This is a genomic window from Roseateles saccharophilus (assembly GCF_031458095.1).
Classification (GTDB): Bacteria; Pseudomonadota; Gammaproteobacteria; order Burkholderiales; family Burkholderiaceae_C; genus Pelomonas; species Pelomonas saccharophila_A.
In genome coordinates, this window is record NZ_JAVDXU010000001.1 from 1,417,496 (window position 1) to 1,440,204 (window position 22,709).

The 22,709-nt window shown below is 68.3% G+C and carries 15 protein-coding genes; 3 read left to right on the top strand and 12 right to left on the bottom strand.

The window, feature by feature from the left end; translation table 11 throughout:
• Positions 1–76 precede the first annotated feature (76 nt).
• Together J2X20_RS06570 and J2X20_RS06575 are read left to right on the top strand one after the other, a co-directional pair.
• Positions 77–502, top strand: a complete 426-nt coding sequence (locus J2X20_RS06570) for a PH domain-containing protein (protein WP_310262529.1) — start codon at positions 77–79, stop codon at positions 500–502.
• A 1-nt stretch (position 503) separates the two neighbouring features.
• On the top strand, positions 504–1,034 hold the full coding sequence (locus J2X20_RS06575; RefSeq protein ID WP_310262532.1) for a CbrC family protein: 531 nt from the start codon (positions 504–506) through the stop codon (positions 1,032–1,034).
• A 29-nt stretch (positions 1,035–1,063) separates the two neighbouring features.
• On the opposite strand, the gene J2X20_RS06580 is transcribed toward J2X20_RS06575, so the two are convergent.
• Positions 1,064–2,866, bottom strand: a complete 1,803-nt coding sequence (locus J2X20_RS06580) for a coiled-coil domain-containing protein (protein WP_310262535.1) — start codon at positions 2,864–2,866, stop codon at positions 1,064–1,066.
• Between the two features lie 342 nt (positions 2,867–3,208).
• Here J2X20_RS06580 and rsgA point away from each other — a divergent pair, with 342 nt between their 5' ends.
• Complete coding sequence (gene rsgA / locus J2X20_RS06585; RefSeq protein WP_310262541.1) at positions 3,209–4,264, top strand: ribosome small subunit-dependent GTPase A; 1,056 nt, start codon at positions 3,209–3,211, stop codon at positions 4,262–4,264.
• A gap of 39 nt (positions 4,265–4,303) precedes the next feature.
• Here rsgA and J2X20_RS06590 read toward each other — a convergent pair whose 3' ends face one another.
• From J2X20_RS06590 to J2X20_RS06640, 11 genes are all read right to left on the bottom strand, one after another.
• A complete protein-coding gene (locus tag J2X20_RS06590; protein ID WP_310262544.1) occupies positions 4,304–6,619 on the bottom strand; it encodes a two-component system response regulator in 2,316 nt (771 codons plus the stop codon).
• A 3-nt stretch (positions 6,620–6,622) separates the two neighbouring features.
• Complete coding sequence (locus tag J2X20_RS06595) at positions 6,623–9,631, bottom strand: sensor histidine kinase, YfiR-like protein-associated (RefSeq protein ID WP_310262547.1); 3,009 nt, start codon at positions 9,629–9,631, stop codon at positions 6,623–6,625.
• Complete coding sequence (locus tag J2X20_RS06600) at positions 9,632–10,225, bottom strand: TOL_0243 family YfiR-like periplasmic protein (RefSeq protein WP_310262551.1); 594 nt, start codon at positions 10,223–10,225, stop codon at positions 9,632–9,634.
• Positions 10,222–12,078 carry a TOL_0244 family TonB-dependent receptor gene (locus J2X20_RS06605; protein ID WP_310262554.1) on the bottom strand — a complete coding sequence of 619 codons (1,857 nt, stop codon included), beginning with the start codon at positions 12,076–12,078 and terminating at the stop codon, positions 10,222–10,224. Before J2X20_RS06605 ends, J2X20_RS06600 begins: the two co-directional genes overlap by 4 nt.
• 434 nt (positions 12,079–12,512) lie before the next feature.
• Entirely contained in the window at positions 12,513–14,330 is a 1,818-nt protein-coding gene (locus J2X20_RS06610) for a putative bifunctional diguanylate cyclase/phosphodiesterase (RefSeq protein WP_310262557.1), read from the bottom strand.
• Positions 14,327–14,875, bottom strand: a complete 549-nt coding sequence (locus tag J2X20_RS06615; protein WP_310262560.1) for a YfiR family protein — start codon at positions 14,873–14,875, stop codon at positions 14,327–14,329. Before J2X20_RS06615 ends, J2X20_RS06610 begins: the two co-directional genes overlap by 4 nt.
• Positions 14,876–14,901: 26 nt before the next feature.
• Positions 14,902–16,836, bottom strand: coding sequence for a TonB-dependent receptor plug domain-containing protein (locus J2X20_RS06620; protein WP_310262563.1), 1,935 nt, complete (start codon positions 16,834–16,836; stop codon positions 14,902–14,904).
• Between the two features lie 141 nt (positions 16,837–16,977).
• On the bottom strand, positions 16,978–18,894 hold the full coding sequence (locus J2X20_RS06625; protein ID WP_310262565.1) for a hypothetical protein: 1,917 nt from the start codon (positions 18,892–18,894) through the stop codon (positions 16,978–16,980).
• A gap of 167 nt (positions 18,895–19,061) precedes the next feature.
• Entirely contained in the window at positions 19,062–20,627 is a 1,566-nt protein-coding gene (locus J2X20_RS06630) for an ABC transporter substrate-binding protein (RefSeq protein WP_310262568.1), read from the bottom strand.
• Between the two features lie 81 nt (positions 20,628–20,708).
• Positions 20,709–21,932 (bottom strand): cyclic di-GMP phosphodiesterase, encoded by a 1,224-nt coding sequence (locus tag J2X20_RS06635; protein ID WP_310262571.1) that lies wholly within the window; start codon positions 21,930–21,932, stop codon positions 20,709–20,711.
• A 129-nt stretch (positions 21,933–22,061) separates the two neighbouring features.
• Positions 22,062–22,706 carry a c-type cytochrome gene (locus J2X20_RS06640; protein WP_310262574.1) on the bottom strand — a complete coding sequence of 215 codons (645 nt, stop codon included), beginning with the start codon at positions 22,704–22,706 and terminating at the stop codon, positions 22,062–22,064.
• Positions 22,707–22,709: the final 3 nt, after the last annotated feature.

Genomic DNA, 22,709 nt, shown 5'->3' on the forward strand with positions numbered 1-22,709 from the left:
GGCTGGCTGAAGCTAAGGGGCCAAGCTGCCCCTTTTTTAAATCTGCTTTCTTGTTTAGATCAAAACGGGTCTCCCCATGTCACGCTATGTCGATGAGGTCCTCGTCCCCGGTGAGCGGGTCGTCCACCTGGGGCGCACCAGCCTCTGGTCGGTCTGGCATCTGCTGCTGTTCGGCTTGCTGCTGCTGCCCGCCTTCGGCCTGGGCCTCATCCTGTGGGCGGTCGCCTACGTGCGCATCAGGTCGACCGAATTGGCCGTGACCACCAAGAGGCTGATCGTCAAGCACGGCTTCATCCGTCGGCACACGATGGAGATCAACATCAACAAGGTGGAGAGCATCCAGGTCGAGCAGTCGCTCACGGGTCGGATGCTCAACTTCGGCACACTCGTCATCGCGGGCACGGGCTCATCGCATGCGCCCCTGGCCGGCATCGCCGACCCGCTGGGTTTTCGCCGCGCCTTCGTCGAGGCCCAGGACGCGGCCCCCACCAACCAGACCTAGCATGCACCTGCCTTCCTTCCGCTACCACCCCGACCCGCTGGCCACGGGCGCCATCGAAGCACGGCAGATCGAATGCGCCTGCTGCGGCCAGGCCCGTGGCTTCGTCTACGTGCAGCCGGTCTATGCGACCGGCGACCTGGACGAGAAGCTGTGCCCCTGGTGCATCGCCGACGGCTCGGCAGCAGCCAAGCTGGGCGCGAGCTTCTCGGACCCGCAGCCGCTGCTGCAGGCGGGCCTGTCCCAGGACGTCATCGACGAGGTCAGCCTGAGGACGCCGGGCTACTCCTGCTGGCAGCAGGAAGAGTGGCTCGCGCATTGCAACGACGCCTGCGAATTCCACGGCGACGCCTTGGAGGAGGACGTCGAGGACGCGCGCGAGGCCGTCAAGGCCGAATGGCGCCAGCACTATGGCCTGACGGAGAAGGACTGGGCGCGGGCGACCCGGGACTACGAACCGGCGGGCGACAACGCCTTCTACAAATTCGTATGCCGGCATTGCGGCGTGGTGCGCCTGGGATGGGATGCCTCCTGAGCCCCGCGCATCGCGCGCCGCCGCTCCCCTCAAGACAGGTAGATGATGTGGATCTGCGCCAGGGCGCGGAGCACGCCCTTTTTCTTGACCTTGACGTTGTACTCGTAGGCCTTCTTGGTCGTGCCGCCCGCACCGATATTGAAATAGTGGTTGCTGCCGAGCTTGAATTCCTTCAGCTCCTTGGCGGGCGACAGGCGGTTGAAGCGGTCCCGGACGGCCCGCTTCAGGCGCCCCGGGTCGTACCGGTTGCGGGGGAAGAACGCTGACACGTCGTAGGAGGGGCCGGCGTAGTCAAAACGCCCACGAAAACGCTGCAGCACTTCCCTGACGATGGTGTCGGCCGCAGCGGCGTAATCGGGCGGCGCGGGCGGCTGGCGCGGCGGGCGCTCCGCACGCTCGACCTTGCTCCATTCCTTCTGCCGCTTCAGGAAGTGCGCGATCTTTGGCTTGAGCTCGTCTTTGACAAAGTCCAGGGCGAGGCCAAAGGCGGTCTCCGTCTTGGGCTCGGCCTTGCTGCGGGCCTGCCCGACCAGCTTCTCCATGGTCTGAACCTCGGCCGGGTCGATCTCCCCCTCCTTGTAGTCCTCGACCTTGTCCAGCGCCTCAGCCAGTGCGTTCTCGAAGGTCTCCTGCGCCTGCTCCGTGGCCTGGATGCGCAGCTCCACCTCGGCCAGCAGCTCCTCCAGGGCGTCGCATTGCTTCAGCGCATCGACGTAGTCGCGCTTGCGGGCCGCGGCGCGGGCGGCGGCCAGCAATTCCTTGAGCGCCTTCTTGTCCTTGGCGCTGGCGAGTTCCTCCGCAGCGACCTGCTCGACGGGATCTTCCAGCTGGTCCAGCGCGGCCAGGTAGTCATCGCGCTGCGGGTGGGCTTCGCGCAAGTCATGCTCCGCGGCATCGAGCTGCGCGGGCATGTCTTCCAGCAGCCAGAGCGCCTTGGCGAAGTTCGATGCAGCGATGGCCTGCTTCACGTCGATGTAGGCGCCAGCGAGCCGGACGGGGAGGTCGCCATCCTTGAGGATTTGCTCGCAGCGCTCGCCCAGTTCAGCGGCGCGCTCACGCAGCTCCGACTCCTGCTCCGCCTGTTGCCGGGTCAGGTCGTCCCAGCGCTGCTGGCTGTCCTTGACGTTCTGCTGCAGCTCCGTGTGCAAGCGCTCGGCTTCGTCGTAGCGCGCCCCGACCTCGGCCAGGGGCAGCAGCCGGTTCTCCAGCTCCCCCTGCTCGCGCTTGGCCTTCTTGATACGCTCCTCGTAAGCGTCCTTCTTGCCCGTGAAGTTCCCGGTCTGCAGATTCGTCTCCAGCAGCTTCACCTGATCCTTCTTCAGCTTGAGCTCATCCCTTAGCTGGTGCAGACGGACCTTTTCGCCGGCCTTGCGCGCCTCTTCCTGCCGCTCGCGCGCTGCGCTCTCTTCCTGCTTGAGACGGGCCAGCTCGGTCTTGGCGGCTTCCGTCTGCGCGGTTTTCCTCTGCTGCACGAAGCTGACCCAACCTTCCTGGAAGAGGGGCTCGAGCCGATCGATGCCTTCCAGGATCTTCACGGGCTTGCCGGTCTTACTCTTGATCGCCGATACGATGGCCGCGCGAAGCTTGATGTACTCGCCCAAGGCGTTTTCAAGGGCCTTGTCCTTCTGGTCCTTCTCGTCGACCTTCTTCATGAGCCGCTCGCGGACGGCCGCGAGGGCGACCCCGCAGTCTTCATGCGTCGGCCCGCTGGGGCCCGGCTTCTCGATAGGTTCGATGTCATCACGGCTCTCGGACAGCTTGATCGCCACCAGCACCTTGCCGGTCTCCGACTTGGGCGTCAGCTTGTCCATCTGCTCCGAGCTCTGGGCCATGACTCGATCTCCTGAAATGCGGCGTTAGCTGATTATGCTCAGCCGCCAGCGCGCCGCCATTGACGCGCGCCACCTGCCGCTGGCAGACTTGCGGCCTTCATCAACGCAGCCCCAAGGAGATGGCCATGGAACAAGCAGATCGTGTCGCCCTCCTCGTGTCGGCTGCCTGAGCGCCAAGCACCCCTGAACTTGCGCTGACAGGCCCTCGCGTTCATCGCGGGTCCATGGATCGCCGCCTCAGCGGCGGCCGGCTTCACTTCCCTTCTCGACCCTCGCGCGCAGCCGTGCGCGGGGCGGGTCCGCGTACGCGCGGACGAAGCCAATCTCCAATGGACTCCCATGATGGAATTCGAATTCGAGACGCTGCGCGCTCTCGGTCTCACACAAGCCGTGGCAAGCCGCGTCGCGCAACTCCCCACGTCAGACCTGCGCCTGGCACGCGTGATCGAGGCTCAGCGTGACTGCTACACCCTGCATGACGGGCGCGTCGAACAGCCGGCGCGAGCGTTGCCGAGGCTGGTGGAACAACTGCAAGCCCGGGCCGAGCCGCTGACCATCGGCGACTGGGTCGGCATGCAGGTCGACGTGCACGGCCAGGCCTGGGTCGTCGACCGCGTCGACCCCGTCACGCAGATCGCCCGCCGCGCCAACGACGGGCGCCGCCAGCCGCTCGCGAGCAATGTGGACGCTGCGCTGCTGGTGATGGGGCTGGACGCGGATTTCAACTCGCGCCGCATGGAGCGCTACATCGCCATGGTGCGCGCCAGCGAGGTGGCCCCCGTCGTCGTGCTGACCAAGCTCGACATCGCGCCCAACGCCCGGGAGCGCGTCGCCGAGATGCATGCCCGCCTGCCCGCCACCGTGCCGGTGCTGTCGGTCAACGCCCTGTCGCGCCAGGCCTGCACCGAGATCGGTCCGTGGCTGCACGCGGGCCAGACCCTGGTGCTGCTCGGCTCCTCGGGCGCCGGCAAATCGACCCTCATCAACACGCTGGCCGGGGCCGGGCAGTTGACGGGCGGCGTGCGCAGCAGCGACGGCCGCGGTCGCCACACGACGACGGCGCGCTCCATGCATCGCTGCGCTCAGGGCGGTTGCATCATCGACACGCCGGGCCTGCGCACCTTCCGGCCGGATGCGGATGCCCAGACGCTGGCCGCGACCTTCGACGACGTGCAGGCGCTGGCGCATCAATGCCGGTTTCGCGACTGCCGTCACGAGAGCGAGCCGGGCTGCGCCGTGCGGGCACAGGTCAATGGGGACCGGCTCGACAACTACAAGAAGCTGATGCGGGACGCGCAGCGCGGTGACATGACCCCGCTTGAGCGCATCGAACAACGCAGCAAGTGGAAGACGATCCGCAAGGCGGGCAGCCAGCGTGCACGCGAGAAGCGGACCTAGCCGTCCCGCCCCCACCCGCCGCCACGGTCCTACCGCGTTTCAATGCCCATGTCGCCTTGGCCTCAGGCCCGTGGCCGGCGCGCTCATCAGCCCCAGCTGCGGCGTGGGCTGCAGCCGCTTGCCCTCCTGCAGCATGCGCGCGTAGTCGTCGGCCGGCACCGGGCGGCTGAAGTAATAGCCCTGGATCTGGTCGCAGCCGGCGCGGCGCAGGAACTGCAGCTGTTCCTGCGTCTCGACGCCTTCGGCGATGACGTGCATGCGCATGCTGTGGGCCATGGCGATGATGGCAAGCGCAATGGCTGCATCCTGCTCGCCGCGGGACACGTCGGTCACGAAGGCCCGGTCGATCTTGACCGAGTTGAAAGGGAAGAGCTTCAGATAGGCCAGCGATGAATAGCCGGTGCCGAAGTCATCCAGCGACAGATGCAGGCCGAACTGGCGCAGGTCCTGCATGGTGCGTTCGGCCTCGCCCGGGTTCTGCATGACCAGGGTTTCCGTCAGTTCGAGTTCGATGGCATCGGCCTCCAGACCGTTGTCGCGCAGGGCCTGCTCGACACACAGGCGCACGCGCCCCTCGCGGAATTGCAGGGCCGACAGGTTCACGGCCACCGGCAGCGTCGGCATGCCGCGCTCGCGCCAGGCCGCCTGCTGGGCGCAGACGGCCTGGATGACCCATTCACCGATGGACACGATGAGGCCGGTCTCCTCGGCCACGGCGATGAACTCGCCGGGCGACAGCAGACCGCGGCCCGGATGCTGCCAGCGGATCAGCGCTTCGGCGCCGGTGATGCAACCCTGGTCGAGGTCGACCTTGGGCTGGAAATGCAGCACGAACTGCTGGCGCGCCAGGGCTTCGCGCAGCTGACGCTCCATCTCGTGCTTCTCGACCATGCGGGCGTTCAGCTCGGGCGAGTAGGTGGCCTGCCTTTCCCCCGACAGCCGGGCCTGGCGCAGCGCCGCCTCGGCGTTGCGGAACAGCGATTCGGCGTCCCTGCCGTCGTCGGGGTAGACGGCCAGGCCGAAATGCGCGTCCAGGGCGATTTCGGCGCCGTCGATGCCGACCGGCTTGCCGACGACCTCGCCCAGCGTGCGCAGCAGCGCGGTCAGGCCCTCGTCGCCGCTGTAGGGCCCGGCCAGCGCGAAGGTGTCGCCGGCGACCCGGGCGACGCTGTGGCTGCGGGAGAACTCGGTCGTCAGACGCTGGCCCAGCTGGCGCAAGAGCTGGTCACCGACATGGCGACCGAAGCTGTCGTTGAAGCGCTTGAAGCGCGCCAGGTTGGCGACGATGGCCACCACCGTGCGGCCGGCCGAAGCGGCCGACTGGATGGCCAGGCCCAGGTGGTCGAGGAAGACATGGTTGTTGGGCAGTCCGGTCAGGGCGTCGTAACGCGACAGGTAATGGACCTTCTCCTCCTGCTCGATGTGCTTGAGGGCGAAGGAGATGTCGCCGGCCAGCTCGCCCAGCAGCTTGAGCTCATCGTCGTCGAAGAGGTGGGCGTCGCGGGCATAGAGCACGATGACGCCGACGGGGCGCTCCCAGGGCGTCAGCGGCAGCGCGATGGCGGAGCCGAAGCCGCAGGCCCGTGCGTCGGCGCAGATGGCGTCGGCTGCGTCAGCCTGCGAGAGGTCGTTGCTGTAGACCGCCGCCGCCTCATCCAGCGCCCGGTAAGGCAGGGCCAGCCGCGGCGACAACACGCCCTTCGAGAGGGTCAGACACAGGCGGTCCAGCTGGGCCGCGTCCAGGCCGCGAGTCGCGACCGGGCTGAGGGTGGACAGCGGGCCATGGGCCAGCGCCACCCAGGCCATCGCGAAGCCGCCGTCCTCGGCGGCGACGCGGCAGGCCTCGTCCAGCAGCGCCTGGCGCTCGCGCAGGCGCACGATGGCGGAGTTGATGCCGCTCAGCACGGTCTTGATGCGGCTGAGCCGGCCGATCTTGAGCTGCTGGGCCTCCAACTGCTGGACGTAGCGCTCCAGCATGGAGGCGCGTACCAGCGACAGCTGGTTGCGGACCCGGGCCAGCACCAGGGCGGGCGACACCGGCTTGACGATGTAGTCCACCGCGCCGCAGTCGAAACCCGCGGCTTCGTCGCCGACCTCGGCCAGGGCCGTGACGAAGATGACGGGGATGTGCTCGGTCTGCGGGTCGGCCTTCAGACGCCGGCAGACCTCGTAGCCGTCCAGGTCGGGCATCTGCACGTCGAGCAGGATCAGCGCAGGCTGGTGCTTGGCCGCCGCGGCCAGGCATTCATGGCCGCTGCGCGCGAAGGCCAGCGTGTACTGCGGCGCCAGGATCTGCTTCAGGGTCGCGAGATTGATCGCTTCGTCATCAACGACGAGGATGGGTCGGGTCGACATGGCTTACTGCTCCATTGGTTCGCTCAACTCGGCAACGAGGTCTCGCGCCATTTGTTCCGCGCGGCGGAAATCGAAGTCCTCGACGCTGGCCCGCAGCGCTGCCAGCCTGGCCTGGGGCAACTGCCCTTCCAGATGCTGCAGCGCGGGGGCCGCCAGGTCAGGGTTGTCGCGGTCCAGGGCGTCCAGAAGTTCGCCCAGCAGCGCCCGCAACCGCGTCTTGCTGACCGAGGCCGGGGCGCCGGCCGGCTCCACGGCCTCGGTCTCGCCCAGATAGGCGGCGATGGCCTGGCAGGCGCGGGCGAAGGCGGCCTGCAGCGGCGCCAGCTCGGCGCGCACGTCACCACCGTCCATCAAACGGTGTTCGAGATGTCCGGCGGCACGCGCCAGCTCGGGCAGGGCCAGGTTGCCGGCCGAGCCCTTGAGCTTGTGCAGCAGCGCGCCGGCCTGTTTGGCATCGCCCTGTTCGAGCAGCAGGCCCAGCTGCTGCATGCTGTCGGCGTTGTCGCGGGCGAATTTGGCCAGGAAGCGGCGGTAGACGGCGAGGTCGCGCCAGACCTTGGCGGCCTCGTCGACGACCAGGCCCTCGAAGGAGTGCCCGGACGCGGGTTGCGACCCGGCCGGCACCGGCGCCTCCAGTGGCGCGGCGGAGCGCCGCGGCCCGACCAGGCGCTGGATGACGGCGATCAGCTCGTCGACGGCGAAGGGCTTGGCGACGAAGGCATTCATGCCGGCCTGGCGGGCTTCGTCCTGCTGGATCTTGAAGGCGCCCGCCGTCAAGGCCACGACGGGCAGGTCGGCGAGGCCGGGCGTGCCGCGCAGCAGGCGGGTGGCCTGGTAGCCGTCCATGACAGGCATCTGGACGTCCATCAGCACGATGTCCACCGCGCCGACATGGGCCGTCAGCCATTCCAGCGCCACCTGGCCGTTCTCGGCCAGCTCCACGCTGGCGCCCTCGGACTGGAGGATGCGCGACGCGACCTCGCGGTTGATGTCGCTGTCGTCAACGACCAAGGCCCGCACGCCCGCCAGGCGCTGCGCCGTCTCGGCGTCCTGCCGCTCGGGCGCGGTTGGGCGGCCGCGGCGGCGCATGGCTTCAGCGACGCTGTTGTAGAGGGAAGAACTGGTCACGGGCTTGTTCAGCACGCCGTCGATGAGGTCGCTGCCGGCGTTTTTGCGCAACTCGTCGTGGGAATAGGCCGTCACCATCAGCACGATGGGCGCCTCGCGCCCCTCCATCTCGCGGCGAATGGCGCGCGCGGCCTCCAGGCCATCCATGCCGGGCATGCGCCAGTCCAGCAGCAGCACGTCGTAGCGCTGCTCGGCCTGCCAGCGATGGCGCACCTGGTCGACGGCGGCCTGGCCGGAGTCGGTCAGCGTCGGCGCCCAGCCCATGGCCCGGGCGGTCAGTGCGAGGTTCTCGCGCGCCACATCGCTGTCGTCGGCGACGAGCACGTCCAGCTTGGCCAGGGCCATCGGCTCGTAGGCCTGGGCCGGCGCCCACCGGAAAGGCAGGTTGAACCAGAACTCGCTGCCCTTGCCCGGCGTGCTGATGACGCCGATCTCGCCGCCCATCTTCTCGACGAGCTGGCGGCAGATGGCCAGGCCCAGGCCCGTGCCGCCGAAACGGCGTGTCGTCGAGGTGTCGGCCTGGGCAAAGGCCGAGAAGACGTGGGCCTGCTTGTCCTGGGCGATGCCGATGCCGGTGTCGCTGACGGAGAAGCGCAGCCGCGCGATGCTGTCCGAGCGCTCCAGCAGGGTGATGCCGACCTTGACGACACCGCGGCTGGTGAACTTGATGGCGTTGCCGGTCAGATTGATGAGGATCTGCTCCAGCCGCAGCGCATCGCCATGCAGCTCGCCGCCGACGTCAGGGGCCGGTGCGATGACGAGCTCCAGGTCCTTGTCGCCGGCATTGGTGCCCATGATGTTGGCGAGGTTGTCGAGCACGCCCTCGAGATGCAGCGGCGCCTCCTCGATCTCCAGCCGGCCGGCCTCGATCTTGGAGAAGTCGAGAATGTCGTTGATGATGGTCTGCAGCGAGCGTCCGGCGTTGCGGATCTTGCGCACCAGGTCCAGGGCGTCGGCGTCCAGCGGCTTGTTGGCCAGCAGATAGGCCAGGCCCAGCACGGCATTCATGGGCGTGCGGATCTCATGGCTCATATTGGCCAGGAAGTCGGCCTTGGCGCGGCTGGCGGCCTCGGCCTCGCGGGTGCGCACGGCCAGCTCGGCCGTGCGCTGCTCGACACGCTGCTCCAGCCCGGCGTTGAGGGTGCGCACCTCCAATTCGGCGGTGCTGCGCTCGGCAATCTCATGCTCCAGCGTCTGCAGCATGCCGTTGAAGGACTCGGCGAGCTGCCCGATCTCGTCCTCGGTGGTCTTGGCCGCACGCAGGCTGAAGTCGCGCCTCTCCATGACCTTTCGGGCCACGTCGCCGACGGCCAGGATAGGGCCCGTGACGCGGCGCTGCAGACGCGAAGACACCAGCAAGCCAAAGGCGAGGCTCGCGGTCAGCACGAGGCCGAAGATGACGAGATAGTCGCGCAGCCATTGCGCCGCGTCATGCCGGCCATCCACATAGACGGCGCCGATGCGGCCCGACACCCCGTTGATGGGCACCAGCACCGTCAGGTTGTCGCGGTAGACCTGCACGCCGCCGGCCGCCGTCGTGGCCGGTACCGTGGCCGGCACGCGCGCCTCCTGCGCCTGCGGGCTGGCGTACTGCGCGAACAACTTGCCGCCGGCGGTGTACAGGGCGGCCGCATTGATGTTGGCGTCGCCGCGCAGCTGCATCAGGTTGTCAGTGGCGACCTTGGCGTCGTCGAACTCCAGGGCCGCCACGCTGCCCTGGCCCAGGATCTCGGCCAAGGTGGTGAGCTCGCGGACCGCCCGGTCGCGGTTCTCCGCCATGTCGTGATAGAAAAAGGCTGCACTGGCAGCCAGCAGCGTGCAGGCGTTGACGGCGAGCACCATCAGCAGCAGCTTGGTGCGGATGGAGCGCAGCTGGATCTTCATTCAAGGTCTCCCGGTATCGACGCGCTGCGCGACCGCCAGCAGGCGGGCGCTCACCTTGAGCCCATGGCGCTCCGCATTGCCGGTCGAGATCTCGAAGCGGATGCGCTTGTCCACCGTGACGAAATTGATGATGCAGCCCGCGTCCATGCCGCCCGGGATGTCCGAGATCGTCAGCGCGGGCACGGCCTTGTAGAGCTCGAGCAGGCGGCGCAGCTGTGCCGTGTCGGCGCTGCCAATGAAGATCAGCTGGACGCCGCGGGTCGGGTCGCCGGGCTTGAGGACGCGCACCTCCACCGGCCTGTCGTTGGCCGCGCGGTTGGGCTTGAGCTTGTTGAGCTCGTCGGCGACATCGCTGGCGCCGACGACGCCGATGGTCAGTGGCGTCGCCGCGTCGGGAAAGGCGCTGGGCGGCCATTCGATATGAGCCACGAATTTGTAGAGATAGGCCGCCTTGACCTGGGCTTCCAGCGGCCGGCCGTCGCCGTCGGCCGCGGCGCTGCCCATGGCGGCGCAACTCAGCAGGCCGGCTGTCGCCCAGCGCTGCCAGCCCACGGCGCCACGGCGAGCCAGGAAGCGGCGCAGCGCGACCATCATGGCCTCACCGTCAGCGTGAGCTGCACCGTGCGCCCCACCATGACGGGATTGGCCGCGGCCGCCGCGCCGCTCTGCGGGAACTCGCGATGCTGGGCATGCAGCAGGTTGCGTCCCGACAGGGCGACTTCCATGCGCTCGGAAATCCGCCAACCCAGCCGCGCATCGGCCTCGTTGTAGGCCGGCACGCTGGTATAGCGCAGCCCGCCCACGCGGCGCAGCGACATATCGAGATCGACGCCGTCGGCGAGCGACCACGAGGATTGCAGCCGCGCCTGGAAGGGCGGATCGTTGCCTGGAGCGATGGACAGGATGCCGGCGCCGCTGAAGCGCTCATGCATGGCAGTCAGGCCCGCCTGCAGCGCCCAGCCGCGCAGCACCTGCCAGCGCCCCCAGGCCTCGACGCCATAGACATTGGCCGTGGCGGCATTGATCAGGATGAAGGTGTTGGCCGTGGCACTGATGCGCCGGTAATTGCGCAGGCTGGTGTAGCGGCTGCCGAACAGCGTCAGCGAATAGGACAGCGTCTCGGTGGGCTGGGCGCGCAGGCCGGCCTCCAGCGTGTTGGCGATCTCCGAGCGGAAGCCGGGGCCGCCAGCCAGCAGATAAGGCGGCTGGGGCGGCGAGAAGAGCTCGACGTCGGTGCGCGACGGAGTGCGCACGGCGCGCGAGACCGCGCTCCACAGCAGCAGCTGCGGCGACAGCTTCCAGCCGAGCCGTGCACTTGGCATCCATTCGACGCCCGAGTAGCTGTTGTGCTCGGCCCGGGCGCCGAGCGTCAGCGTCGTGGCGGACGACAACGTGCGCTCGTATTGTGCAAACACATTGGCCCAGTGCAGGCGCCGCGACGCCGGCAGAAAGGCCAGCACGCCATAGCTACCGACGACGTCGTCGGCCTGGCGGTAGCCACCGCCCAGGGTCCACTGGCTGCTCTCCCCGGCTGCCAGCAGGTATTGCAGATCGAGGTCCAGCACGCGCAGGTTCTCGGTATAGCTCCCCGGGACGTCGCGCCAGGAACGGTCGACATAGCCCTGCAGGTTCAGCGCCGCGCCGCCGTCAAGCGAACGCGCCCAGCGCGCCAGCAGGTTGGCACCATGGTGGCGCTGGTCGGCGGCATTGGTCTGTTCGATGGCTTGCTTGTAGGCGTCGCCCTGCAGCGTCAGCGCACCGTCTGCGATGTCGGCGTCGGCGCGAAAGCCGAGCTGCAGCTTCTCGAAGCCGTCGTTGGCATCGATGCCGCTGGCTCGCTCGCTGTCACGGCGCTTGTTGTACTTGGCATAGGCACGCAGCGCGCCACCATCGTCCCAGCGCCAGCCTTGGCGCAGCGATACGGCCCGACTCAGGTTGCCGGCTGCGGCCTGGGCCTGCGTGCCGACGCTGTTGCGGGCCGAGGTGGTGATGACGTTGATGACGCCATTGACCGCGTTGGCGCCCCACAGCGTGCCGCCCGGGCCGCTGATGACTTCGATGCGCTCGATGTCTGACAGGGACACGTCCTGCGTCTCCCAGAACACGCCGGAGTACAACGGCGTGTAGACGCTGCGGCCGTCGACCAGCACGAGCAGCTTGTTGGCCGTCGCCGCATTGAAGCCGCGGGCGCTGATCGCATACTGGCTGGCATTGATGCGCGCCACCTGCAGATTGGGCGCCAGTCTCAGGGCCTCGGCCAGCGTGTTGACGCCGGCGCGCTGGATGGCTTCCCGGGTGATGACGTAGATCGACGCCGGCGCATCGCCCAGGCGCTGCTCACGCTTGGAGACCGAGGTGATCTCAATGTCACCCAATTGCTCCAGCGACAGGTCGGCCAGATTGCGCGTTTGCTCCGCGCCCGCTGCGCCCTGTGAAGCCGTCAGCAACGCCGCACAAGCCCAGGCCCAGGCCCAATACCCAGCCCCGCGAATTCGCCCCTGGCTGGCCCATACAGTCTCCCGCTTCGCCCGGCCTTTCGCTCTGTCGCACATGGCCAGCCTCGTCTGATGGACTTGTTAGTCAGTTGATTCTGGAAGTCATGAAACGACAAGGCAATGCCGGGTGAAATACCTCGGCCGCGACGTGGTTTTGCACCCAAGCGACCGCGCATCAGCTAGGAGCCGGGACGGCCATCGCCAGTCCGGCGCCTCAAGATGAGGCGTAACGGTCAAAAAAAGCCCCGAGCTGAACCAGCTCGGGGCATGAATCCATCCAGGCGGATGGAGGAGACAACTGACTGCTTCGGGCTTTGCAGATTGCGTGCCAGCTCGCTCCTGAGGGGGCGCGCAGCGGGACCATCCGGGCCGTGGCTGGCCGGGCCTCAGGCCTGGGCCGCGCCCAGCAGCTCCGCCATCTGCTGCGGCGCCAGCGGCTTGCAGAAGCCGAAGCCCTGCATCAGATCGCACCCCATGGCGATCAGCGCCGCTTCGTCGGCCGGCAGCTCGACGCCTTCGGCCACGACCACCATGCGCATCGCATGGGCCACCCTCACCATGGATTCCACCAGGGTGCGCGAGTCGGCACTGGCCGACAGGCCGTGGACGAAGAGCCGGTCGATCTTGAGCTTGCGGCAGCGGATGCGGCGCAGATAGGCCAACGAGCTGTAGCCGGTGCCGAAGTCGTCGATGGCCAGGCCATAGCCCAGGCCCTGCAGCGTGAAGACGAAGGAGTCGGGCTTGTCGATGTCCTCGAAGCCGGCGCTTTCCGTCAGCTCGAACTCGACCTCGCCGGGCCCCAGACGCAGCGTCTTGAGCTGCTGCAGGAAGCGCTCGCGATGCAGGGGCTTGCGGCATTGCTCCCAGGACAGGTTGACGGCCACGGGCGGGCAGGTCAGGCCCTGAGCGCGCAGGCCGTCCAGATCGCGGCGCAGCACGGCGAGCAGCACCAGGCCGAGTTCGACGATCAGTCCCGAGTTCTCCGCCACGGGGATGAACTCGACGGGCGCCACCCAGCCGCGCTCGGGATGACGCCAGCGCGCCAGCGCCTCCAGGCCCTGGATGCGGCGCTGGGCGTCGTACTGCGGCTGATAGAAAAGGCAGAACTGATCCTGCCCCAGGCCATCGCGCATGTCCTGCTCCAGCGCCAGCCGCTGGCGCAGGGCCTCGCCGATCTCCGGCGTGAAGAGCTGGAAGCTGTCCTTGCCGGTCTGCTTGGCATGGCGCAGGGCCGCGTCGGCGCTGCGCAGGGCCTCGCTGGGATCGCTGGCATGCGCCGGCAGAGAGACGCCGCCGCTCGAGATATGCAGATGCAGCCAGTGGCCGTCATGCAGCACGGGCTGGGTCAGCTCGGCCTGCAGATGGGCCACATGGGTTCGCAGTGCCTCGTCGTCCATGGCCGGCACCAGCAGCATGGCGAACTCGTCGGCGGACAAGCGGGCGATCTGGTCACCCGGCCGGCTCAGCAGCCTGAGCCTCTGGCCGACGGCCTGCAGCACGGCGTCGCCAGCGGCATGGCGGTGCTGGTCGTTGATCTGCTTGAAATCGTCCAGGTCCAGGATCAGCAGCGTCGCGCGGCCCTGCTGCAGCAGCAGGCGCTCCAGCAGGCCGCGCATATGGTCGCGGTTGGGCAGGTCGGTCAGCGCATCGAAGCGGGCCAGGTAGCGGGTGCGGCGCTCGACCTCCTTGATCTGCACCCTGAGCCGCTTGGACATCCACCAGGCCAGCCCCGCGGTGGCCAGCAGGATGGCCACCGCGGCGGCCAGGAACTGGACCAGCCCGTCCCACACCGGCAGGCGGCTGGCTTCGACGGCCAGCATGCCAACGCGCCGGCCGTCGGCCATGACGGGCACCTGCACGGTCGCGGTGCCCGCCGCCGCATGCAGCCAGGAGGCCTCCGCTGGCGAGCGTGAGAATTGCGTGAAGACGGCGCCGTCGCCCTTCAGCAGGCGGGCATGCAGGATGGCGGGGCTTTGCTGCAGGGCGGCCAGGCTTTCGCCGGCGTCGCTGCGGCTGTCAAAGACGAGGGCGGCCGAGACCGTCTGGGCGACGATGTCGGCCTGGATGCGCAGATCCTCGAGCTGGCGGTCCTGCAGCCGCCAGTACTGCAGCACGCTGAGCAGCAGGGCGAAGAACAGCAGGGCGGCCAGCGCGACGACGAGTTCGCGCAGGCGCTCGAAGGCATCGGCAAATTGCGGCTTCACGGCGATGTCGTCTGGTGGCGCACATAGCGGGCCAGGCGCAGCAGCTTGGTGCTGACGGCCAGGCCGACGCGGCGTGCGGCGTCGAGATCCACGTCGAAGACGATACGGCCATCCTCGATCTGCAGGTTGATCATGGCCCCCTGCTCGAGCATCGCCGTGGCATCCGACACGACGAGCACCGGCAGCTCGGCCAGCGCCGGGCGCAGGCCCGGCTGGGGCGTGGGCAGGTAGAGCAGATGGCAGCCGGCCAGCTGATCGGCGCGCGGCTGGCGCCGGATATCGACGCTGAGATGCCGGATGGGCCTGCCGGCCAGGCTTTGCAGCGCCTGGTCCATCCGCCCTTCACCGAGGGTGCAGAGCTGCAGGGGGCGGCCGGCCAGCTCGCGTTCGGCGGGCCAGTTGACGAACATCAGCAGACGGTAGACGACTTCGGCCTTCAGCGCTTCCGGGCTGCCGCCCTGAGCCAGCGCGGGCCGGCCCGACAGCAGGGCGAACAGCATCGCGCAGCCGGCACCCCAGCGCCAGCGCATCGATCGGTTCGCCATGACCGGACTGCCGTGCATCGCCGGGCTCAGAGCATGAAGCGCCAGTCCAGCCGCCAGGCGCGGCCGGGCTGGGGGATGGCGCTCAGGGGCGTGTCGGGGGTCGACGGGTCCAGATTGCGGCGGTCCAGCGCGTTGTTCAGATGCAGGGCCAGGCTCTGGCGCGGGTCGACGTGGTAGCGCAGATGGGCATTGACGAGAGCTGTCGTGGGTACCTCGACGCGCCCGATGCGCGGACCGAGCAGGTTCCACTCCACACCCAACTGCCAGCGCTGCCACAGCGGCGTGACGAGATCGCCCTTGAACATCCACGACGGCGAGTTGCTCAGGCGCTGTCCGGCGTCGTCGCGGCCGTCCATCCAGGAAGCGCTGAGGCGCCACAGCCAGCCGTCCGTCGCCCGCCTCTCGATGCCCAGGTCCACGCCGCGCAGCCCGACCTTGCCGACGTTGCGGTATTGCACGGCAGCGTCAACTTCGGCGCTGACGGGCTGCTGCTCGATGAGGCGGTTCATGCGCGTGTAGTAGGCATTGGCACTGAGGGCGTGGCCGCTGCTGAGCACGTATTCCCAGGCGCCCTCGACGGAGTTGAGGCGCTCGGGCTTGAGGTTGTCGCTGCGCAGCTGGGAGACACCGCCGTCGTCGTAGAAGCGCTCGTACAGATTGGGCGTGCGAAAAGACTGGGCCCACATCAGCTTGAAGGATTCACGCTCGTCGGGGCGCCAGGCGAGGACGGCCCGCGGCGACAGGGCGGTCGCGAAGCCGCGCACATGGTCCAGGCGCAGGCCGGTGGTCAGCTGCAGGGCCGAGGACAGCCGCCACTGGTCCTGGGCGTAGATGCCCAGGGCGTCCTGGCTGACGCGCGAATCCAGACGCAATGCATAGGGCTCGACGTCGTAGTTGCGTTGCACGCCGTCGGGCGAGGTGCGCAGCTCGGCACCGAACATCAGCTGGTGGTTGAGCAGGCCGCGCCACAGCATGCGGCCCTCCAGCGTCGTCCACTGTGCGCGCGCCACGTCCTTGTTGACGAGTTCAGGCGCCGAGCCGAAGACATAGCGGCCCAGGAATTCATAGCCGGCCAGGCTGAGCCGGGCGGACTTGCGCACATCGCCCTGCCAGCCTTCGTCGTAGCTGAGTTCGGCCAGCACGAGACTGTCGACATAGTGGGTGCCGGCGGCGCCGGCCTCGGTGCCATAGGGCGCCGTGGGAGCGTCCTTGTCGCGGCGCACCGCGTTCAGGGCAACCCGCCAGGGCCCGTTGCGGTATTTGGCGAGCAGGGCCAGCTGGCGCTCGCCGTCCAGGCCGCGCACCCAGCCGTCGGCGGTGCCGAGTTCGGGCAGGAAGAGATCCTCGCCGGCCGTGCGCTGCAGATTGAGGCCGATGAAGAGGTCGCTGCCCGCGCTGGCGGCGCCGTAATGCATCTCGGCGCGGCGAAAGCCGTTCCCGCCCACGCTGCCCTGGGCCGTCAGCCCCGGCGCGTCGGCACCGTCCAGGGTGACGATGTTGACGACGCCCAGCAGCGCATTGCTGCCATAGATGGAGGAGCCGGGGCCGTGCACCAGCTCCACGCGCTTGACCCATTCGGCCACGACGGGCAGCTCCAGCTGCGGGAGGCCCTGGTCGTAGATGGCGTCGTTGACGCGCTGGCCGTCGATGGCCATCAACAGGCGGGCGCTGTAGTCGCCCGGCCGGTTGAAGCCGCGCAGGCCCAGGCCGCTGTAGGTGCGCGAGTTGCTGAGGTAGACACCCGGCAGGCGGGCCAATTGGTCGCCGACGGTCTGGTGGCCCAGACCCTCGGAAGCGGCACGCTCCAGCACGCTGACGGAGGCCGGGGCATCCATCAGGCTCTGGGCATAGCGGGAGGGGCCCTGCACTTCCCGTTTCAGCAGGGCTTCCAGCGCCTGGTCTTCCGAGGCGTCAGTGGCGGGGGCGGCGTGTGCCGCGGGAGTCAGGGCCAGCGTGGACAAGCACGCGAGCGAAAAAAGGCGGCTTTTCACGAGGGCGGTCACCGTCATGCGACGGCGAGGGGCAAGGGTGGCGGAAGCTTAGCCCCGGCCCTTGTGGCAGTCCCTGTCAGATTTCACGGCGGCGCCGCTTGAAAGCGCCCCTCAGGGCTGGGCCGTGTAACGCGTATGAAAGCGCCGCCCCTGGCTGTCCATGGCTTGCAGCCACAGCTCGGAGGTCTCGGCGCCCGCGGGCGTGTGGGCCGTGCTCAGCGTGGCCGTGGTCTTGGGCGGCAGGGGCACGGCCGTGTCGAGCACGGTCGGCGCCCCGCCGGCGGTGGGCGTGAAGACGCGCTTGATCTCGATGAGGCGCAGGTCGGGGTTGGCGGCGGCCCAGCCCGCCCAGTTGATCACCAGGGTGCCGCCCTGCAGCGACGCGGCGGACACCGGGCTGGTGGCCGAGACGCTGTCGATGCGCGGGAAGCGCGTGATGGCCGGCTCGCCCAGCACGTCGGCACGCAACCAGGCATTGCGCGTCTCGGCGACGCCGCCGATGGTGTAGCTGGTGATGAACTTGGCGCCGCGCACGCTGTCCACGCTGCCTATCCAGCCCACCGCGGCGCGCTGGATGGCGATGTCGCCCACGCCGCCAGTCGGAATCAGGTTGGTCGCGCCCGGCGTGGACGACACGCACAGCAGCAAGCGGTTGCAATAGCCGAAGGGGATGCTGAAGCCGCCGGGCAACTGCACCGTGGCCGAGCTGAGCAACTGGGTCGGCGGAATGCCGGGCACCGGGTCGGCCGTCTGCGCCTGGAGCTCGATCTGCAGGCCGATGCCGGGGTTGGGCACGACGGCACTGCTGGCGCTGCCATCGGCGGTCAGGGCCCGGTAGCCCAGCGGGTAGACCGCCACGGACAGCTTCTTGCCATTGCCGATCAGGTTCCACTTGTTGGTCGTCGCGGCCGACTTGTTGTAGCTGACGGCGTCGCTGAAGAGGCCGACGGTGGCGCCCGTCGAGTCGCTGATGATGGCGCCCACCAGCACCTTGGCGCAGTTGCCGGCGGTCGGCGCATCGTCGGCGCAGCCCAACAGCTGCAAGCGCCCGAACTGGCGGTTGCTGGTCGTGTAGGTGGACAGGATGCCGGCCAGGTCAGCCTTGCTGCGGCCGTTGTGCTTGTCGTAGCCGCTGACCAGGGTGTGGGTCAGGATGGTGCTGACGTCGCGGCCCTGGGCGATGAGCTGGTTCAGCGCCGCGCCGAGGTCGTCCAGGCCGGACAGCGTGCTGAGCAGCGTCGTCGCGCTCGTTGCCGCCTTCAAGGTGGACGTGATGGCATTGGCCGGCGTGCCGCTGGTCTTGAGCAGCTCGGTCTGGGCCGTGGGCAGCTCGACCACGACCTCGGCCGTCGGTGCAGCAATGAATTTGTTGCCGATCTGCAGGACCGGCACATTGAGCTTGCTGCGGGCGAGGTCGATGCGCACGCTCTCGATGAGCAGGTCGTGGGCACCCTTGTTGGCGGCGAAGCTGGCGTCGGCCAGGGGGTCGAAGGCCGTGGCATCGGTGATCTTCAGGTCGCTGATCTGGGTCTTGACCAGGGTCTTCAGGAAGGTGGCGGCCGCCGGAGCGGCGGTGGCCATCTGCGACAGCTGGCTGCCGCTGGTCGATGCAGCGGCGAACACTGGCGCGGGCTCGGTGCCCAGGGACAGGGCGACGATGGCGTTGGTCAGCGGCGTCACATGGCCGACCATGGCCGCGCTGATGGTGGGCACCGTCGAGTGCAGGACCTGCATGGTGCCGGCGGCATCCATGCCACGCACCTGGATGAACAGCGGCGCGGCCGGGCTGGTGGTGTTCAGCGTCAGGCTGTAGCTGCCATCGGCGGCATGGGTGGTGGCCGAGCCGACCGCCCTGCCCTGGCCGTCGACGACGCTGACCTGGGCGCTGATCAGGGGCGCGCCGGTGGCGGCCACACCGCGCAGATTGGGCGGTGTCTCCAGCGGCGGCGTGCTGCCGCCCCCGCCCCCACCGCCTCCACAGGCGGTGAGCAGCAGGGTCAGGGTCAGGGCGGCGAGGCGGTACAGCATGGCACGGGCGGAAATCTGGCTTCAGGCAGTCTGCCTAAACGCCCGTCTCGCATTCACCTGATAACGAGGCGAACTTAGGGCTTTACCCAGCGGCTCCCGCAGAACCGGCTTTGCCGGGCTGCGTGGAGCGCCCCTTGAGGGGCCGGCGGAAGCCGGTAGGGGTGGGCCTATTTCATCTGCACCCAGGCCAGCTCCAACCAGTTGTCGGGGCGATGCACGGCCGTGACGTTTGCACGGGCGCCCCAGGGTACGACCTGGCGGTGCAGCGGGATGATGTTGATCTGCTCGCGCAGCTCGGTGAGCGCGCCGCGGATCAGCTGCTCGCGCTTCTTCGCATCCGGCTCGACGCTGGACTGGGCCGCCAGCGCGTCGGCCTTGTCGTTGCGAAAACCGCCGAAGTTGTAGTTGCCCACGCCCTTGTCGCCGCGCGTGCGGTACAGCGGCGTCAGGATGCTCTCGGCGTCCGTCACCGAGCCGCCCCAGCCGTACATATAGAGGCTGGTGTCGTACTTCTCCAGCTTGGGGAAGTAGAGGACGCGCGGCATGGCGTTGACCTTGACCTTGATCTTCAGCTGGGCCCACATCGAGGCCAGGGCCGTGCAGATCTCCTCGTCGTTGATGTAGCGGTTGTTGGGGCAGTCCAGCGTCACCTCGAAGCCGTCGGCATAGCCAGCCTCGGCCATCAGCTTCTTCGCCGCGGCGAGGTCATGCGGCAGGCGGGTCTGCAGGGCCGGGTCGTCGAAGGAAGCGAGGCCCGAGGGTGTCAGCGCGCCGGTGGGGACGGCCAGGCCGGCCATCAGCTTGGTGCGGATGGCCTCGATGTCAATGGCCTGATACAGCGCCTTGCGCACGCGTTGGTCCTTGAACGGGTTCTTGTCGCCCGGCACATTGCCGTAGAGCAGCTTGTCGCGCGACTGGTCCATGCCGATAAAGACCAGGCGGTTCTCCGGCCCCTCGATGACCTTGACGCCGGCCGTGTTGCGCAGGCGGGCGATATCGCGCGGCGCCGGGTCGAGGACGAAGTCGATCTCGCCCGAAACCAGGGCGGCCAGGCGCGTCGCATCGGTGGCGATCGGCGTGTAGACCACCTCCTGCAGATTGCCTTCGAACTTGTTCCACCAGTTCGGGTTGCGCTTGAGCACGGTCTTGATGCCCGGCTGGCGGCTGGCCAGCATGAAGGGGCCGGTGCCATTGGCGTTCAGCGCCGTGAAGCTCTCTTCCTTGTTCTTGAAGTCCAGCGGCTTGGTGACCTTGTGCGTCTCGCACCACTTGCGGCTCATGATCCACAACTGGTCGATGTGCTGCAGGAAGATGGGGTCGAAGGTGGTGAGCTGGAAGTCCACCGTCAGCTCATCGACCTTCTTCGCCGTGCCGACCGCATTGGCCCAGACGGCGATCTGGGACGTGGGCTCCTTGGCGCGCTGCACCGAGAAGACGACGTCGTCGGCCGTCAGCGGCGTGCCGTCGTGGAACTTGACGCCCGGGCGCAGCTTGAAGCGCCAGGCCAGCGGGCCGGTCTGGGACCAGGAGGTGGCGAGACCCGGCACCAGGCCCAGCTTGGCGTCACGGTTGGTCAGGCGCTCGTAGATCTGGCCATTGACCATATTGGTCAGGCTCTCGTTCTGCGAGTCCGGGTCCATGGTCTGGGGATCGCCCTGGCTGGCCCAGCGCAGGGTCTGGGCCGACGCGCCACAAGCGACCGCCAGCAAGGCCACACCAATCCATCGCTTCATCGCTGATCTCCCAACTGCATGCACTGGCAACAGTTTAGGAGGGCGGGCAAAGCCCCTGCATCCGCGATTTGCGTTGGGCGATCAGCGTTTCCCGTTGGGATTCCAGAGCTCGTCCAGATGGCCGAAGTTCCAGTTCTCGGGCGGCTCACGGCCGGCAATGCGGTCGGTGGACGTGGCCAGGTCGATGAGCTGCACCGGAATGGGCATGTTCGACTTGGTCGAGAAGAAGACCTTGATGCGCGGCGCGACCAGGGAGGCAGGGTTCTGCTCGACGACGACGGCCAGCTTTCCCGATTGCAGGCGCACCAGGGTGCCGGTAGGGTAGATGCCGACGCTCTTCACAAAGGCCTGGAAGATGGCCGGGTCGAACTGGCCCTTCCACTGCGACATGCGCTGCAGCGAACCAGCCGGGTCCCAGGCCGCCTTGTAGGGCCGGGTCGACGTGATGGCGTCATAGACATCGCAGACGGCGCCCATGCGCGCCAGCAGGCTGATCTGCTCACCGGCCAGCTTGTGCGGATAGCCGCTGCCATCCATCTTCTCGTGGTGATGCAGGCAGACGTCCAGGGCCGCGGCCGGTACCTTGGCGCCGTCCTTGAGCAGGTCCCAGCCGCGCTCCGGGTGGCCACGCATGACGCTGAACTCGGCATCGGTCAGCGCACCGGGCTTGTTCAGCACCTCCAGCGGCATCTGCATCTTGCCGACGTCATGCAGCAGGCCGGCCAGACCGGCCTCGCGCTGCTCGGCGTCGCTCATGCCCAGTTGTCGTCCCAGGGACACCATCAGGCCGCAGACGGCGACCGAATGCATATAGGTGTAGTTGTCCTTGTCCTTGAGCCGGGCCAGGCTCAGGAAGGCGGACGGGTTGCGCGCCAGCGAGGACGTGACCTCGTCGACGATGGGCAGGCAGTTCTCGGTGTCGATGGCCTTGCCCAGGCGGGCCTCGCCGAACAGGGCCGTGACGGCGACGCGGGCCTTGTGCAGCACCTGGGCGGCGCGGTCCAGTTCGGCCTCCATGCTGACGCGGGGCTCCGGCACCGGCACCGGCGCCGCGGCCGGCGCGGGGGGCGGTATGGGCGCCACCGCGACGACGGCAGGGGCCGCCGCCGGGCTTGGCGCGGCATCCTCGCCCTTGCTGTCGTCTATCCACACCGCCGGCACGCCGCTGGCCTTCAACGCAGCCAGGTCGGCCGGGTCGGTCAGGACGAACTTGGTTTTCCAGAAGGGGTGGGACAGCCATGCGCCCTCAAGCGCCTGGAGATACATGCCCAGCCTCACCTCCGCGGTGGCAATCTTCTTCAACATGACAGCGTCGTCTATGTAACGCCGAGTATCTCCGTCGGTCTCGCCGGCCACTGTGCATCCCTGCACGCTTTTTGCCCGGGCAACAAAAAGCCGCCTCGAGGGCGGCTTCCAGGATCGGGGCGGACCGGATCAGCGGAACTTGCCTTGCGGCACGGTGGCCAGTTCAGTGGGCAGCGTGCTGATGTAGGCGGCGATGGCCTTCAGCTCGGCATTGCTGAACTGCTTGACCTGGCCGGCCATGACGCCGTTGCTGCGGCCGACGCTGGCGTTGTGCTCGGTCTTGTAGGACTTCAGCGCCACCGTCAGGTAGTCGGCATGCTGGCCGGCCAGCTTGGGATAGCTCGGGTCGATGGGCTTGCTGAAATTGGCGCCGTGGCAGGACACGCAGGCGCCCTTGGTCAGCAACTCGGCGACATGGGCCGGGGCGGCCGGGATGCCGTCGGCCACGGCCGGCAGCTTGGCCTGCTGCTCGTAGAAGGCGGCCACGTCGTTCATGTCCTGCTCGCTCAGCGAACCGGCGATGCCGCGCATGGTCGGGTGCTTGCGGTCGCCCTTGGCATAGGCCTGCAGGGCCGAGACGATGTATTTGGCGTTCTGGCCCGCGATCATCGGCACCTTGTGGATCTCGGGGAAGCTGGCCTGGTAGCCGACGATGCCGTGGCAGCCAATGCACATCGCAACCTTCTTCTCACCGGCCTTCGCATCCTGGGCCTGGGCGGCAAAGGCACCAAAGGCAGTGGCCAGGGCGAGCGAGATCTGCAGCAGTTTTTTCATGGT

What these genes read in the sequence shown, in the direction of transcription:
- J2X20_RS06570 (WP_310262529.1), top strand. Translation starts at nt 77, where the DNA reads ATGTCACGCTATGTCGATGAGGTCCTCGTCCCCGGTGAGCGGGTCGTC.
- J2X20_RS06575 (WP_310262532.1), top strand. Translation starts at nt 504, where the DNA reads ATGCACCTGCCTTCCTTCCGCTACCACCCCGACCCGCTGGCCACGGGC.
- J2X20_RS06580 (WP_310262535.1), bottom strand. Translation starts at nt 2,866, where the DNA reads ATGGCCCAGAGCTCGGAGCAGATGGACAAGCTGACGCCCAAGTCGGAG.
- rsgA (WP_310262541.1), top strand. Translation starts at nt 3,209, where the DNA reads ATGGAATTCGAATTCGAGACGCTGCGCGCTCTCGGTCTCACACAAGCC.
- J2X20_RS06590 (WP_310262544.1), bottom strand. Translation starts at nt 6,619, where the DNA reads ATGTCGACCCGACCCATCCTCGTCGTTGATGACGAAGCGATCAATCTC.
- J2X20_RS06595 (WP_310262547.1), bottom strand. Translation starts at nt 9,631, where the DNA reads ATGAAGATCCAGCTGCGCTCCATCCGCACCAAGCTGCTGCTGATGGTG.
- J2X20_RS06600 (WP_310262551.1), bottom strand. Translation starts at nt 10,225, where the DNA reads ATGATGGTCGCGCTGCGCCGCTTCCTGGCTCGCCGTGGCGCCGTGGGC.
- J2X20_RS06615 (WP_310262560.1), bottom strand. Translation starts at nt 14,875, where the DNA reads ATGGCGAACCGATCGATGCGCTGGCGCTGGGGTGCCGGCTGCGCGATG.
- J2X20_RS06625 (WP_310262565.1), bottom strand. Translation starts at nt 18,894, where the DNA reads ATGCTGTACCGCCTCGCCGCCCTGACCCTGACCCTGCTGCTCACCGCC.
- J2X20_RS06630 (WP_310262568.1), bottom strand. Translation starts at nt 20,627, where the DNA reads ATGAAGCGATGGATTGGTGTGGCCTTGCTGGCGGTCGCTTGTGGCGCG.
- J2X20_RS06635 (WP_310262571.1), bottom strand. Translation starts at nt 21,932, where the DNA reads ATGTTGAAGAAGATTGCCACCGCGGAGGTGAGGCTGGGCATGTATCTC.
- J2X20_RS06640 (WP_310262574.1), bottom strand. Translation starts at nt 22,706, where the DNA reads ATGAAAAAACTGCTGCAGATCTCGCTCGCCCTGGCCACTGCCTTTGGT.